The 14,294-nt window shown below is 64.7% G+C and carries 12 protein-coding genes; 4 read left to right on the top strand and 8 right to left on the bottom strand.

The window, feature by feature from the left end; translation table 11 throughout:
* Positions 1-13: 13 nt before the first annotated feature.
* From BKK79_RS24220 to BKK79_RS24240, 6 genes are all read right to left on the bottom strand, one after another.
* A complete protein-coding gene (locus tag BKK79_RS24220) occupies positions 14-4,573 on the bottom strand; it encodes a calcium-binding protein (protein WP_232346439.1) in 4,560 nt (1,519 codons plus the stop codon).
* Positions 4,574-4,622: 49 nt separating this feature from the next.
* Complete coding sequence (locus tag BKK79_RS24225; RefSeq protein WP_084085114.1) at positions 4,623-5,555, bottom strand: hypothetical protein; 933 nt, start codon at positions 5,553-5,555, stop codon at positions 4,623-4,625.
* A 353-nt stretch (positions 5,556-5,908) separates the two neighbouring features.
* The gene (locus BKK79_RS24230; protein WP_071039086.1) at positions 5,909-6,940 is read right to left on the bottom strand and encodes a hypothetical protein; all 1,032 of its coding nucleotides are present in this window, start codon (positions 6,938-6,940) and stop codon (positions 5,909-5,911) included.
* Positions 6,941-7,267: 327 nt separating this feature from the next.
* The gene (locus BKK79_RS40525) at positions 7,268-7,918 is read right to left on the bottom strand and encodes a hypothetical protein (protein WP_157128508.1); all 651 of its coding nucleotides are present in this window, start codon (positions 7,916-7,918) and stop codon (positions 7,268-7,270) included.
* 998 nt (positions 7,919-8,916) lie between these two features.
* Positions 8,917-9,303 (bottom strand): hypothetical protein, encoded by a 387-nt coding sequence (locus BKK79_RS24235; RefSeq protein WP_071017992.1) that lies wholly within the window; start codon positions 9,301-9,303, stop codon positions 8,917-8,919.
* A 111-nt stretch (positions 9,304-9,414) separates the two neighbouring features.
* Positions 9,415-10,119: a Crp/Fnr family transcriptional regulator gene (locus BKK79_RS24240; protein ID WP_071022097.1), complete on the bottom strand. Its 705-nt coding sequence runs from the start codon at positions 10,117-10,119 to the stop codon at positions 9,415-9,417.
* 119 nt (positions 10,120-10,238) lie between these two features.
* Between BKK79_RS24240 and BKK79_RS24245 the strand changes: the two genes are divergently transcribed.
* The 4 genes from BKK79_RS24245 to BKK79_RS24260 all read left to right on the top strand — a co-directional run bounded on the left by BKK79_RS24245 (position 10,239) and on the right by BKK79_RS24260 (position 12,769).
* On the top strand, positions 10,239-10,964 hold the full coding sequence (locus BKK79_RS24245) for a Coq4 family protein (RefSeq protein ID WP_071039087.1): 726 nt from the start codon (positions 10,239-10,241) through the stop codon (positions 10,962-10,964).
* An 8-nt stretch (positions 10,965-10,972) separates the two neighbouring features.
* Positions 10,973-11,164 carry a hypothetical protein gene (locus BKK79_RS24250; protein ID WP_071039088.1) on the top strand — a complete coding sequence of 64 codons (192 nt, stop codon included), beginning with the start codon at positions 10,973-10,975 and terminating at the stop codon, positions 11,162-11,164.
* A gap of 126 nt (positions 11,165-11,290) precedes the next feature.
* Positions 11,291-12,406 (top strand): NADH:flavin oxidoreductase/NADH oxidase, encoded by a 1,116-nt coding sequence (locus tag BKK79_RS24255; RefSeq protein WP_071039089.1) that lies wholly within the window; start codon positions 11,291-11,293, stop codon positions 12,404-12,406.
* Between the two features lie 60 nt (positions 12,407-12,466).
* Positions 12,467-12,769 (top strand): YciI family protein, encoded by a 303-nt coding sequence (locus tag BKK79_RS24260; protein WP_071017985.1) that lies wholly within the window; start codon positions 12,467-12,469, stop codon positions 12,767-12,769.
* On the opposite strand, the gene BKK79_RS24265 is transcribed toward BKK79_RS24260, so the two are convergent.
* Both BKK79_RS24265 and BKK79_RS24270 read right to left on the bottom strand, forming a co-directional pair.
* Positions 12,726-13,511, bottom strand: coding sequence for an amino acid ABC transporter permease (locus BKK79_RS24265; protein WP_083384367.1), 786 nt, complete (start codon positions 13,509-13,511; stop codon positions 12,726-12,728). The two genes, BKK79_RS24260 and BKK79_RS24265, sit on opposite strands and share 44 nt — an antisense overlap.
* Positions 13,504-14,250, bottom strand: a complete 747-nt coding sequence (locus BKK79_RS24270; protein WP_198173394.1) for an amino acid ABC transporter permease — start codon at positions 14,248-14,250, stop codon at positions 13,504-13,506. The genes BKK79_RS24265 and BKK79_RS24270 overlap by 8 nt, the downstream gene beginning before the upstream one ends.
* Positions 14,251-14,294: the final 44 nt, after the last annotated feature.

Here is a 14,294-nt window from a genome sequence, read left to right on the forward strand (position 1 = left end):
GGATGTGCGCCGCTTAGTGCGGGCAGGCGATCAACACCGGCTCGTCGCGGCCCTGCCCGCCGGTCCAGTCGGTCTGCGTTCCGCCGGGCGGCGCAAATGCGGCCATCGCCTGTACGAATTTCTCCACGTCGGTGTTGTACATCGTCAGGCCATCGGCGGTCTGGATGCGCTCCACCTGGTGATCGGTGCCGGAAGTGCCGGCCACATACCAGTCCTTGATGGAAATCTGGTCAGTGCTGCCCAGGATGCTGATCTGCAGGTCGTTGCCGACGTGCTTGAACCACAGATCGGCCTGCTTGACATCCTTGAAGCGCAGCACGTCGGTATTGCCCGCCGTCGCATCGCGCTCCGCGATCGTGTCCCGTCCGTCGCCCCTGGCGAACACGTAGGTGTCGTCGCCGGCGCCCCCCATCAGCGTATCGTTGCCCTTGCCGCCGGTAAGGATGTTATTGCCTCGGTTACCGCGGATGACGTTATCCAGCTCGTTGCCCGTACCGTTGATGTTCTCTTCCCACAGCTTGATAGGATCGATGGTGTAGATGGCGTAGGCGCTGTCGACATTGGCATTGGCACGGAAATCGGCAATGGCAACGTAGCGGGTCATGTCGCTGACCTTGCCGCGGCCGGAATCGGCAATGTAGAAGCCGTTGATGGCTCCGGTGGCTTCATCGCAGGCTACGCCCGTCACGGTCACCACGTGATTGACGCCACCGTTGTCCAGGTAGCCGCGGTCGCCCCACAGCTTGCCGGCATTGACGCCGAGGATCACGCCGCGTCCGCCCTTGATCAGGTTGGCGATGGCCTCTTCGTTGTAGCCGGAGATGATGCCGTTGCGGATGCCGTAGCTGTTGAGCAGGGCCTGCTGGCCGATGTAGTTGGAGCCGCCGCGCTGGTAGTCCGTCTTCGCAGCGTCGGTGACGCACCAGTTGTTGCTGATGGCGGCCCGCACCACGTCGGCTTCCGAGCGCGCCTGGTTAGCCTGCGTGGTGAGGTTGGCAATGGCGGTCAGCGCGCAGGTGCCCTTGTATCCCGCCACGGCATCGCCCTGCATATAGTCCAGCTCGAAGGCCTTGGGGTAACCATAGACCAGGATGCCGACGCCGTCGGCAACGCCCTTCTCCGCCTTGGAGAAGTCCAGCAAGGTCAGGTTTTCCACGTTGGCGCCCAGCGTGTAGCTGATGCTGGCGTTCACGGTGTCGATGCCCTCGCCCGCCAGTTCGACAACCCGGTCGCCGACGTTATCCACATAATAGGTGTCGTTGCCCAGGCCTCCGATCATGGTGTCCGCGCCAGTGACGCCATCCAGGATGTTGTCCTGGCTGTTGCCGATGATGCGATTGTCCAGGCTGTTGCCCGTGCCGTGGATGTTGTAGCCTTCGACCAGGCGCAATTCCTCGATATTGGCATTCAGGATGTAGTTGGCGCTGCTGATGACGGTGTCGTACCCTTCGCCCCGCTGCTCCAGAATCACATCGTTGACGCTGTTGACGACATAGGTGTCATTGCCCTGGCCACCTTCCATGTAGTCGGCGCCGGCCCCGCCGTCGAGATAGTCGTTGCCGAGGCCGCCGACCAGGGTGTCGTTGCCGGCGCCGCCGTACAGGAAATCATCGTCCGTCTCGCCCGCGGCCAACGTCTGCTTGGCCTCGTTGCTGGCCGTGAAACCATAAATGATGTCGTCGCCGTCGCCGCCGTAGATGATGTCGTTGCCGGCCTGGCCGAACAGCTTGTCGTTCCCGGCCTCGCCATACATCACGTCGTTGCCGGCGCCACCTTGCAGCTCGTCGTTGCCGACACCGCCCCACATCTGGTCGTCGCCGAAGCCGCCGAGCATGAGGTCGTCCCCCGCGCCACCGTACATCACGTCGTCGTCGGTCTCCCCCGCAGCCAGCGTCTGCCGGTCGTTGGACGGGGTGAAGCCCACCATGATGTCGTTGCCATCGCCGCCCCACATCAGGTCGTTGCCAGCACCGCCGAACATCTTGTCGGCGCCGCTGCCGCCATCCAGGACGTCGTTGCCATTGCCGCCATTGACTTCATCGTTGCCGGCGCCGCCGAACAGGGTATCGTGACCTTCGCCGCCCACCACGAGGTCGTCGTCGGCGCCGCCATCCATGTAGTCATTGCCGAGGCCACCATACATCTCGTCGGCGCCGTTGCCGCCGAACATCGTGTCGTCGTCGGATTCGCCCCAGGCAAGACTCTGCCTGGCATCGTTGCTGGCGGTGAAGCCCATCATCACGTCGTTGCCGTCGCCACCGTTCATGGTGTCGTTGCCGACCCCGCCGAACAGTTTGTCGTCACCCGCACCGCCATCGAGGTGGTCATTGCCCGCGCCGCCCTGGAGTTCGTCGCGCCCGTCGCCGCCGACCAGGGTGTCATGGCCGTCGTCGCCAAACAGCAGGTCATTGCCCGCGCCGCCGTGCAGGATATCGTTGCCCGCTCCGCCCTCGAGCTGGTCGTCGCCGTCTTCGCCGTAAAGCTTGTCGTTACCATCGTAGCCGAGCAGCGTATCGTTGCCGGTGCCACCCCAGATGTTGTCATCGCGCTTGCTGCCGCCAACCAGGTCATGGCCTCCACCCGCGTAGAAATTCCGCACCAGGCTGAGGTTGAAGTACTTGCCATCGTAGGCGGCGTAGTAGCCGATATCGAAGGTGTCGTTATTGTCGGTGCCCACCATGTTCTGCTGGTTGCTGGAGAGCTTGACCTGTGAAGTGGCCCAGTCAATCCAGAAATGTGCGTGGACATAGAAGCGGTTATCCGTGTCCCGCAGCGTGGCGTAGTTGCTGGCCTGTGCCGCCGGCGTGCCCGGCGCAACCCGCCAGTTGCCTGGCGCGGCCGCGTTGCTCTGCGCCACGGAGCGATAGTTGGCATTGCCCGCGGTGTGAAAGGCATAGTCGCTGGCGCGCACACTGCCCAGGCCCAAGCTGGCCAGGGCCGCGCCGAGTGTCGTGAACTCGTTGCTGGCGGTCGTGGTCTGGTTGAGAACGCCGTCCTCGTTCAGGTCGCTCCAGGCATACAGGCCATCCAGTTCGGCGCCGCTGAGCCTGCCGTCGGCATTGGCGTCGCGGGCGGCGAGTTGGGCCGCGCTCAGGCCGACGCCGGCGCCGGTCATGATGCGGAACGTCTTGCCCGCGATGGAGGCCGCACGATCCAGGCCGGCGGACTTGCTCTCATAGAACGCGCCGAATGGACCCAGGTCCAGCGGGCCACACTTCCCTGGCCTGGTGAACGTGCTGCTCACGAGAAAATCTGACGAGGCGTTGACCAGGTTTTGAAAGGTGAACTTGTCGACCGTCCCCTTGCCGAATGCAGCCCATACCGCGTAATCGGCGGCCGTCGCCGCATCGGCATTGTCGAAGGTATAGACGGGGGCGCTCCAGTTCACGCCATTGACCGAGGTCTGGGTCGCTGTGAATCCGTTGACATACCTGCCCCCCACGGTGCTGACGGTCTTGCTGATCTCGCCCGTCGTCGGGTTGTAGCGGTAACTGCCGCTGCCCCCGTTCACCAGCGCGCCCAGGCTGCTGATGGGATCGAAGCTTCCGAGATAGACGCCGTCCTTGTAGACGTAGGTGGCGTTGTCGATGTGGAAGGAAACATTGCCGTTGACTGCGACGTTGCCTTGGGAGGTTCTGCCGTCGGCGTTCTGCAGTTGGTAGCTGACTTGGCCATTCTGCGTGTTGGTCGTGGTGATAAGGCTGCCACCTGCCAGCGCGCCGCTATCCAACGGACGTGTGGTGATCCTGTAGCTGCGCGGCGCACCGTTTGCCACCTTGACAGTGGCCACTGTGGTGACCCCGCCGTTCGGAGCGGACTGCAGGGCAAGAGAGGTCACGGAATTGATGAAGGAACTGTCGAGGTCCGCGCCCGCAGCGCCTGTCGACGTGCCGCCAAACACTGCTTCCTTCAACGCCCAAAGGGACCGCTTGACTTGCTCGACATTGGCAAGTCCGGGAGTCTGATCCATCCACGCCTGCGCGGCGCGGGCGATGGCCGGATCACTGGAAAACGCGAGCTTGCCAACGCGGGTCGAAAGCATGGTGCTTGCCAAGATGGCGTCCGGTCCGTCGCCGCCTGTGTCGCGCAAGGATTGCCAGATGGCTTCAACGGCGGCATCCCCCTGAGTCTTGGCTATTAGCGCCATCGGGGTTTTGAGTGTCCAATTTTCGATGCTTAGGCCATTGACTTTAAAAACTTTGTCGTGAAAGGCCTGTGTACTCTTAAAGGAAACATCCTCGCGCACGACCCCACCCGTTTTCGGCATATTCGCGAGATCGATCAGTGAATCAACATAACCAATTGCCATGTCGACCCGAATCTTGTTCATCTGCGCAGATGAGAGATTTTTGCAAGCATTGATGCCGATACCCAGCATGGCCGAACTAGAGAGAAAGCCCAGGGCCGACACGCCCGTCACCGTGCTACCGGTGGCCACCCCCCTGGCCCAACCTGCATAGTTGTAGCCCTGATCGTAGAGCTCGCCATATACCTTGACTGCCTCGGCAAGGCCTCCGCTGGTGATTCGAGTCCGGTAGTTGGTCAATTGAGCCAGTGAGAGAGCCTTTGACATGACAGTTCCTCCTTACGTTTGACGACGATTGACAAGGAATGTGGAGAGATCACGGCGCAACAAGCTGGGAAGCAGCCGAAACAGGAGCTGTCGAGAGCGGATCAACCTTGAATCCCAAGACCAGATCACTGACGCTGCGCTGGATTTCCCTCCAATGTGGCAACCAGTAGCGGGAGTACTGGATCTGAATCTCTGTATGCATTTCCGGTGCCAAGTCAATGTACTGGTCGCAGACCGTGAACTTCAGGTTTGGCAGATTGCGGTTGGTACATGTGATGTAGGTATCGACCTTTTCGTCTTTGCCTCGATGAACAAAGAGATCCTCCGCATAGTCGTCTTGGCGATAGGGCTTTCCAGTTTTCGGATCGGTGCCGGGGGGTGCGTAGACCGTTAGCCCATGCTCCAGCCCCGGGACCTCTGCATAGTTCTTGACGGCCAATGCCGGATATCCATCCCGCTCGGCGTCGAAGCGGAGCTTTGCGTCCACTGCGTATTCCAGGAAACCATCCCCTGGATATCTTTCACCACTGCTCAGCCCCACATCAATCCACGGTGAGATCGAGTCGTAGTAGCCCTTCCAATAGGGATCACTGTAATTCTCGTAGTCCTTCCACAGTTCCGGACTGGAACGCCCGGCCATATCCGGAAAACGAACCATGAAGCCGAAGCTCGACAGCCTGGATTGATAGGTGCGAGGTGGAGGGGGTCCCTTGCGCTTTTCCCCGAATCCCGGGTCACCGTCGTACTCCACATAGTTGGCGAAGTGGTGGGGAATCCGCACCGGCACACCCCCCAGGTCGCCGATCACGAACGCCGTCTTGGCGTCACGCACGGCGTTCATCTCGGGAGGAAACAAGGGGCTGCCGCCTCCCTGACTGAACTGCGCCATGGCGTACATCCACTTCACGCTGAAGACGCCCACGAGCAGCACCAGCCCGTAGAGACTGAAAACGGCCAATTTTCCTTTGGAGGAGAATTTCATAGCATTGGGACGCCTAAAGCAGATTTCCTGGATAAGGTGAGCATCGACATCCGGCTTCCTGCCTGACTTCTGGACCGATGGCGCCTCAATACTCGTTCTTCGGGTCGCCATAGGCTGCAGTCTTCCGGCGGCAATGTCGGCAATTCAGAAGCGATCCGGCAGCGGCATTCCTTGCAGGGCGTCGCCTCTCGGAAAGTGCACAACTTCCACGAGTGCCTTGCGATTTGAGAAAGAGACTGAGCATCGCCCTTGCGTCCATAGCGTGAGGTCAATCCATATGGCAATGCAGCATACGGGACAATCGATCGCGATGAAATCAGAGGACTTCGAAATTTCTTATCAAGATCGACAGATCAGGATTCGAACGATTCAATTCTTTGAGAGTCTTGCAAGGGCTGGTTGGCCGGCACGCTTTGGCAATGGCCACGATCGAGCCATCGTAGTGTCATGGCATTGCGGCGCAACAGATCAGGAGGTGGCGAAACGGAATCCGTCGAACTCGACTCAACCTTGAAGCTCAAGACCAGATCACTGACGCTGCGCTGGATTTCCCTCCAATGTGGCAGCCAGTAACGGGGGTACTGGATATAAATCTTCGCGTGCATTTCTGGCGCCAATCCGACATTCTGTTTGCAGGTTGTGTACTTCAGATTGGGAAGATTTCGATTGGTGCACTCGATGTAGGTATCTACTTTTCCGTCTTTGCCCCGATGAACAAAAAGGTCTTTGGCGTAGTCGTCTTGGCGATAGGGCTTTCCGGTATTCGAATCGGTGCCGGGGGACGCATAGACCGTTAGCCCGTGCTCCAGCCCCGGGACTTCTGCAAAGTTCATGGTGGCCAATGCCGGATACCCTTCCCGTTCGGCGTTGAAGCGGAGCTTTGCACTCACAGCCCTTTCCAGGAATCCATCCCCTGGATATCTTTCACCACTGCTCAGCCCCACATCAATCCACGGCGAGATCGAGTCGTAGTAGCCCGTCCAATAGGGATCACCGTAATTCTCGTAGTCCTTCCACAGTTCCGGACTGGAACGCCCGGCCATATCCGGAAAGCGGACCATGAAGCCGAAGCTCGACAGCCTGGATTGATAGGTGCGAGGTGGAGGAGATTCCTTGCGCTTTTCCCCGAATCCCGGGTCACCGTCGTACTCCACATAGTTGGCGAAGTGGTGGGGAATCCGCACCGGCACACCCCCCAGGTCGCCGATCACGAACGCCGTCTTGGCGTCACGCACGGCGTTCATCTCGGGAGGAAACAAGGGGCTGCCGCCTCCCTGACTGAACTGCGCCATGGCGTACATCCACTTCACGCTGAAGACGCCCACGAGCAGCACCAGCCCGTAGAGACTGAAAACGGCCAATTTTCCTTTGGAGGAGAATTTCATAGCATTGGGACGCCTAAAGCAGATTTCCTGGATAAGGTGAGCATCGACATCCGGCTTCCTGCCTGACTTCGGGACCGATGGTGCCTCAGTACTCGTTCTTCGGGTCGCCATAGGCTGCAGTCTTCCGGCGGCAATGTCGGCAATTCAGAACCGATCCGGATCGGTTCAACCTCGTAGCTCAAGACCCATGCGTGCAAACTGAAACGCTGCCTCATCGTTCCAACCGGTGTCGAGGAGGAATGGATCATTGCCATCAATTCATCCGTCACACCCGAACGGATATGATTGAACACATGCATTTCTCTATTTATCTTCAGGCATCTCCTTTTAAGAAAAGACCTTCCAGCCACGGAACAAATCCACGCAATCTCGATGTGAGAACCTGAAATCCAGGGCCGTGCGCCCAGCGCCGATTTCTAGATACCCGATGATTCCCAGAGAATCCCCAACCTCTCGTTGATACGTCACCCAATCCTCATCACTTAGGATTTCCCGAGTGACCACAATTTCATTTTTGTAGTTATCCCCGAAGAATCTCCGAACATCCTCTATCCGTACGCAGATATATTTTTTTGAAAGATCCAGTCCGATGTTCAGATACGCCGCCTGACCCTGGAATGGTGGCACATATTGAATGTCCGCAAATTCAAGGTATGCGGGCAGAGGAGGCGATGCATGCGACCACTCGCATCGCCCGGAAGAAAGAGAACACGAAACGCCTGCGCTGTGTGCACCGTTGGCACCGAAGAGGCGGCCGAGGTCCCCGGCATTGGTCCAGTGATTCATCTTCCGGAAATCCTCGACGTGACACAGGAAGGTGTCGACGTTGCTCTTACCGGGCTGGCGACAGAGCGCCGAGATCTCTTCCGCGCTCATCTGGCTGACCTTTGCGGGTGACTGCTGTGCACACCCCGCCAACCAGAGCACTGCAGCAATGAGCATGGTGAATCGATGGTGATTCCATGGGATTCCTTGCATTGCATCTCCAAACAACCTTCGCCAATGACTGCGCCCGCAATGTGCGTCACGACGATGCACTGCCAGTGCTTCTACGCCGGCGGCTTCGATCAGGCACTGGCCGATTTCCTTCGGTCACGCTCATTCGTCAGCGCGCTCAACCAGGGTCCCCTCGATAGGGCGACGCAGCATCTCCATCGATCGAACGCAGAGAAATCGGAGGGCTGGGGAATTGCCCCTCAAGCGCTGTAGATCGGAAGTTGTTTGGATTGGATTCACCGGGAATCCGATGGAGACGGGTACACGTGCCTTTGGCGGCGTGCCGGGCCGGGATGGCCTCGATGAGCATGGCGGCGGCAAGCCAGGCCGCCGCAGGCATGGCCATGGACGGAGGCCCCATCTTGCATGGGCTATTCGCTTCATGGCCTGGCCAACAAGCCCTGAACTGCCATCGCACATGCCATGCGCTTTGCGAAAACGCGCGGTCAGCGCCTCCGTGCCGGCGCCATCGAGGCCGGTGCGCGGCCCCTCCCAGACCTGCGCGGCCCCGCCTGAGCCTGCCGGCGGCCCGGGCAGCGCGGCTGCGTGGGTCCTGGCCAAGGGCGACGGCGACCGGGTGGTCGCTGGAAGTGTCATCGAGCCGGATGGATGCTGGACTTGCCATAGGTGCTCCCTGCGACTGAGCACCTACAGCGATTACTCACCAGACGGTGGCTGGCGGCAGGCTCTCAGGCTGATGGACTTGGATAGCCCTCGGTAGCCACGAGCGTGCACGTCGATCGGAACCTCTGGTATCAGACGATTCATCCCGTGCGCATCGCAATGTCTCCATGCGCAGGGCGGGAGATCGCTCAGCATGGCTCGGCCTGGTGTGATACCCCGCATGGGCAGCGCGGTCGCCAAGTCTGGCAGGTGAACGTGCGATGGCCCTTTCGCGCTGCGCAGCGCCGGATTCGCCGAAGACGGCAATCGGATTGAAGCTGGATGCCGCCACCCTAACAGGCGGCGGCCACCTCCCCTCAGTGCGCCGTCCCCGGCTTGCAGTCCTCGACCCACCCCGCCACGCGGTTCTCGCTCATCAGCGGCCGCCATTCGCCCGCGCTGCGGATTTCCACATTGGTGCCCGCCTGGGCCCGGCGCAGGCTGATCAGGTAGAAGTAGCGGTAGTCGGCGCTCTCGGCATAGCCGACCCGCACGTCGACCTTGCCCGGTTCCGGGTAGGCGACGATGCTGGCGTCCTGGTCGAGCCGTGCCTTCAGGCACAGCACGAGGTCGCTGGTGCTGGCCGGCGAGTGGATGCGGCGGGGTTCCTTGGCCTGGATGTAGTCGGCGCTGACGCCGTTGGCGCAGGCGGCGAGCAGGGGTGCGGCGATGGCGCCGGCCAGCATGAGCCGAGCTTTGGACATGCAATCTCCGATGGTGGATGGATCCGCACATGGTACACGCCGGCGGCGGGCCGGCGCGGGGCCGGCGGGCGCTGCCGGGCGGCTGTCGGGTGCAACCGCCGGACACTGCAGTCAGACGCTGCCGGCGAAGCGGCGCAGGCCGGCGAAATCGGTGATCTCGATGGAGCCGCGCGCGCAGTGCAGCAGGCCGCGGCCTTCGAGGTCCTTGAGGATCTGGTTGACGGTCTGGCGCGAGATCGACAGCATGGCGCCGAGCTGGTCCTGCTGCACGCGGATCACGCGCTTGCTGCCGTCGCTGCGCGCGCCGTAACCGCCGGCGATGGCCAGCAGGCGTTGCGCCAGCCGCAGCGGTGCGGGCAGCAGCACGGTGCCTTCGATGGCCTGGAAGGCCAGCCGCAGCTTCTGCGCGATCAGTTGCCCGAAGGCCTGCCAGTGGGCCGGGTGCCCGGCCAGGAAGGCGTGCAGTTCCGGATGACGGATCTGCAGCAGCAGGGTGTCGGTGTCGATCCAGGCGTCGTGCATATGGGGCTGGGGATCGAACAGGGCCACCTCGCCGAACCATTGCGGCGATTCGGCGATGGCCAGCAGCGCCTGGCGGCCGTCGGCCGAGGTATTGGTCATGCGGATGGCGCCGTCGACGACGAAGTACAGGCCGTCGGGCAGGTCGCCGCGCCCGAACAGGCGCTGCCCCGCCACGAGCGCGCGCGGCCGCGCGGTCTGCGCGATCCACTGCTGCAGTTCAGCGCCGAGGCCGGCGAACCAGGCGCTCGAGCGCAGCGCGGCCTGCCGGGCTTCCGGGGTGGACAAGCGGGACATGGCGTCGAGCGGCGTCAATCGCTGCCTTATGTCGGGAAGACGACATTGTAATCGGGCCTTCCCTGCAAAGATCGTCGCCACTCCGTCCTGTCGCAATCCCTGCCAGAAGGAACCTGCCCATGGCCACCGCGCTCGCCCCCGATCCCTACAAACGTGACTTTCGCACCGCTTTCACCGCGATCCGCAAGTTGCTGCAGAACGGCCACGACACCGCCCAGGTGTTCCTGATCATGCGCGCGCTCAACGGGCCGTCCATGCCGAAGAACTACGCCCGCCTGCTGAGCACGCCCGAGGGACGCCGGCTGGCCTACCGCCGTACCGAGCTGGCCGAGCGCCTCTCCGATCCGGCCTTCATCGCCAGCTTCGCGCCCGGCACGGTCGGCGCTGCCTACCGCGACTTCCTGGAGGCGACCGGCTACAGCGCCAACGGCCTGGCCGAGGTGTCCAACCTCAACAACGAGCCCCTGATCGAAGACGCCTACACCTGGTTCGGCCGGCGTACGCGCGACGTGCACGACATCTGGCACGTGATGACCGGCTACCGCGCCGACGAGAGCCTCGGCGAAGCGGCGCTGGTCGCCTTCAGCTACGCGCAGACGGGCGGCCTGGGCTGGGCCTTCATCGCGGCGGCGGCAGCGCTCAAGAGCCTGCGCCTGACCGGCAGCGCCGCCTTCGCGCGCGCCGTGTGGGAAGGCTACCGCCTGGGCCGGCGCGCCCGCTGGCTGCTGGCCGAAGACTACGAGACGCTGCTGCACGAGCCCATCGAGGCGGCGCGCGAGCGCCTGGGCATCAGCCAGCCGGCGCGCTACCTGGCCTGCAATCCGATGCAGGAGTGGCACGCCTGAGATGCCGCATGCGCCTGGCCTGGCGGCACGGGCCGCGCTCCGCGGCGCGGCCTCCCCCACCGGGCCGGCCAGCCCAAGACGATAGCGGCGCGCTGGCGCTGGCAGGAAGTTCGGCCGAGATCGTGCGCCGGCAGCCGGACGGCAGCTGGCGCTACGTGGTGGACCACGCCACCGGCGCCAGCCTGCCGCGCGTGGCCTGACGGCCCAATTCCCTGCCGGCGGCGTGGGATCGCGCTGCCGCCGGCAGGATCCGGCCGCCCGGAGTAGACTCGCCTGCCATGCCCGCCGTGGCCGCCGGCCCGGCGCGAACCCGCAGGAGCATCTAGATGAGTCGCCTCTTCTCGCCGCTGTCGATCGGCACGCTGCAGCTCGCCAACCGCATCGTCATCGCGCCGATGTGCCAGTACTCCGCCGAAGACGGCAACGCCACCGACTGGCACATGATCCACCTCGGCCAGCTCGCCCTGTCCGGCGCGGGCATGCTGATCCTGGAGGCCTCGGCGGTCTCCCCCGAGGGGCGCATCACGCCCTACGACCTGGGCCTGTACAACGAAGACAACGCCGCGGCGCTGGCGCGCGTGCTGCGCGCGGTGCGCGCCTATGCGCCGATCGCGGTGTCGATCCAGCTGGCGCACGCCGGACGCAAGGCATCCAGCCGCGCGCCCTGGCAGGGCGGCAGCCAGATCCGCCCGGACGAGCCGCTCGGCTGGAAGACGGTGGCGCCGTCGGCGGTGCCGCATGCCGAGGGAGAAGACCCGCCGCATGCGCTGACCCTCGATGAGATGGCGCAGATCCGCGAGGACTTCGCCGCCGCCGCACGCCGCGCCGCCGCGCTCGGCCTGGACGGCATCGAGCTGCATGCCGCGCATGGCTACCTGCTGCACCAGTTCTTGTCGCCGCTGGCCAACCACCGCGACGACGCCTACGGCGGCAGCCTGGAAAACCGCATGCGCTTCCCCATCGAGGTGTTCGACGCGGTGCGCGCCGCCTTCCCCGCCGACAAGCCGGTGTGGGCGCGCATCTCGGCCACCGACTGGGTGCCGGGCGGCTGGGATATCGATGGCACGGTGGCCCTGTCGCAGGCGCTCAAGGCGCGCGGCTGCGCCGCCATCCACGTCACCACCGGCGGCGTCTCGCCGCAGCAGGCGATCAAGCTGGGGCCGGGCTACCAGGTGCCGTACGCGCAGCGCGTCAAGGCCGAGGTGGGCCTGCCCACGCTGGCGGTGGGGCTGATCACCGAGCCGCAGCAAGCCGAGTCCATCCTCGCCAACGACGAGGCCGACGCCGTCTCGCTGGCGCGCGCCATGCTGTACGACCCGCGCTGGCCGTGGCATGCCGCCGCCGAGCTGGGCGCACAGGTCAGCGCGCCCAAGCAGTACTGGCGCTCGCAGCCGCGCGAGTTCAAGGACCTGTTCCTCGGCGCCAGCTTCGGCCAGCGCTGAGCGTCCGCCCTGCCCTTGCGCGACCTTCCCGATCTACCCCGACCTTCCACGGAGCCTGCCTTGCTGTTCGTCTTCCACCTGCTCGACAAACCCGGCGCCGCCGAGCTGCGCCTCAGCGTGCGCCCCGAGCACAGGGCCTACCTGGCCGCCGCCGCCGAGCGCATCGCCTTCGCTGGTCCGCTGCTGTCCGACGATGGCGCCGCCATGGTCGGCAGCCTGCTGGTGATGGACTTCCCCGACCGCGAGGCCGCGCGGGCCTGGCTGGCGGCGGAGCCCTTCACGCGCGCGGGGCTCTACGCCTCGACCTCGCTGCTGGCCTTCAATAACCTCTGGCCGCAGAAGACGGGCTTCCCCGCGGCCTGAGCCCGGCGCCCGACCGGGCCGGCCACGCGCGGCCGCCGCCGCGCGCCGGCCAGCCGCGCAGCCAGGCGGCGGCGGCTGCCTCGATCAGCAGGCACACCGCCAGGTAGAGCAGCGCCACCGCCGCGAACACTTCGGCGGCGTGGCCCATGCTGCGGCCGTTGACCTGGGCCGCCACCGTGGCCAGTTCGCTCACGCCCACGATATAGGCCAGCGAGGTGTCCTTGGCCAGCGCCACCCAGGTGTTGGCCAGCGACGGCAGCATGGTGCGCAGGGCCTGCGGCAGCAGCACCGAGCCGAGCGCCCGCGCCGGCGTCATGCCCAGCGCCAGCGCCGCCTGGCGCTGCCCGGGACCGAGCGCGGCGATGCCCGCCTGCAGGGTCTGCGCCACGTAGGCCGCGCCGATGGCGGCCAGCGCCACCACCACGGTCGAGACTTCGCCCACATGCACGCCCGCCACCATCGGCAGCAGGAAGTAGGTCCAGAACACCAGCATCAGCACCGGTACCGCGCGCAGCAGCGCCAGCATGGCGCGCAGCGGCGCGGCCACGCCGCGTGGCGCCAGCTCGAGCAGCACCGCCAGCGCGATGCCCGCCAGCGTGGCGCCGGCGCAGGCCAGCAGGGCCATCCACAGCGTCAGTGCCGCGCCGGCCAGCGGCCCTTGCGGAAACGCGCCCTTGAGCAGGTAGGGAAGCTGGTGCCAGACCAGCGCCAGGCCGGACAGGTCGGTCGACAGGTCAACCATGGCGCGACAGGCTCCAGCCAACCCGCCGCAGCAGCGGCGGCACGCCCGCCTGCAGCAGCAGGATCAGCGCCACGTAGAGCAGCGTGGCCAGGCCGAAGGCCTGGAAGGTCAGCAGGCTGTCGGTCTCGACCTGGCGCGCGGCATAGGAGAGTTCGGCGAAGCCGATGGCCATCGCCAGCGAGGTGTTCTTGATGGTCTGGCAGAACTGGCCGAGCATCGGACGCGCGGCGATACGCAAGGCCTGCGGCAGCACCACGCGCCAGAACGCCGACGATGGCGTGAAGCCCAGCGCCAGCGCCGCCTGCGCCTGTCCGCGCGGCACCGCCGCCAGCCCCGCCTCCAGCTCCTGGGCATAGAAGGCGCTGGCATACAGGCCGATGCCGGCCAGGCTGGCCAGGCACTCCAGCGAGGGCGCCGGCAGGTGCAGGCCCGCCACCGTCACGCCGGGCCACGCCGTCAGCGCGGCGATGGCGGCTTCGCCCAGCAGCTGGGCCGCGCCGAAATACCAGAAGAAGAGCTGCACCAGCAGCGGCGTGCGGCGCAGCAGGCCGACCGCCGCCCCGGCACCCGCGCGCAGCGGCCGCCAGCCGGCGCGGCGCAGCGCCAGCCAGCCCGCCGCCAGCGCACAGCCCAGCAGGAAGACCGCCGCCGACAACGCCACGGTCATGCCGAAGCCGGCCAGGATCCAGCCGGCATAGCGTGCCGGCAGGGCCTGCAGCAGGATCGCGGCCTGGCTCATGGCGCACCACCCGGCACACCCGGCGCACCGGACGCGCCGCCGTG

Origin of the sequence: Cupriavidus sp. USMAA2-4, assembly GCF_001854305.1 — a bacterium.
GTDB lineage: Bacteria > Pseudomonadota > Gammaproteobacteria > Burkholderiales > Burkholderiaceae > Cupriavidus > Cupriavidus malaysiensis.

Bases quoted from the DNA above. Each gene is read 5' to 3' on its own strand.
- BKK79_RS24265 (WP_083384367.1), bottom strand. From the start codon at position 13,511: ATGGTTGACCTGTCGACCGACCTGTCCGGCCTGGCGCTGGTCTGGCAC.
- BKK79_RS24255 (WP_071039089.1), top strand. From the start codon at position 11,291: ATGAGTCGCCTCTTCTCGCCGCTGTCGATCGGCACGCTGCAGCTCGCC.
- BKK79_RS24220 (WP_232346439.1), bottom strand. From the start codon at position 4,573: ATGTCAAAGGCTCTCTCACTGGCTCAATTGACCAACTACCGGACTCGA.
- BKK79_RS24225 (WP_084085114.1), bottom strand. From the start codon at position 5,555: ATGAAATTCTCCTCCAAAGGAAAATTGGCCGTTTTCAGTCTCTACGGG.
- BKK79_RS24230 (WP_071039086.1), bottom strand. From the start codon at position 6,940: ATGAAATTCTCCTCCAAAGGAAAATTGGCCGTTTTCAGTCTCTACGGG.
- BKK79_RS24245 (WP_071039087.1), top strand. From the start codon at position 10,239: ATGGCCACCGCGCTCGCCCCCGATCCCTACAAACGTGACTTTCGCACC.
- BKK79_RS24240 (WP_071022097.1), bottom strand. From the start codon at position 10,119: ATGTCCCGCTTGTCCACCCCGGAAGCCCGGCAGGCCGCGCTGCGCTCG.
- BKK79_RS24250 (WP_071039088.1), top strand. From the start codon at position 10,973: ATGCGCCTGGCCTGGCGGCACGGGCCGCGCTCCGCGGCGCGGCCTCCC.
- BKK79_RS24270 (WP_198173394.1), bottom strand. From the start codon at position 14,250: ATGAGCCAGGCCGCGATCCTGCTGCAGGCCCTGCCGGCACGCTATGCC.
- BKK79_RS24235 (WP_071017992.1), bottom strand. From the start codon at position 9,303: ATGTCCAAAGCTCGGCTCATGCTGGCCGGCGCCATCGCCGCACCCCTG.
- BKK79_RS40525 (WP_157128508.1), bottom strand. From the start codon at position 7,918: ATGCAAGGAATCCCATGGAATCACCATCGATTCACCATGCTCATTGCT.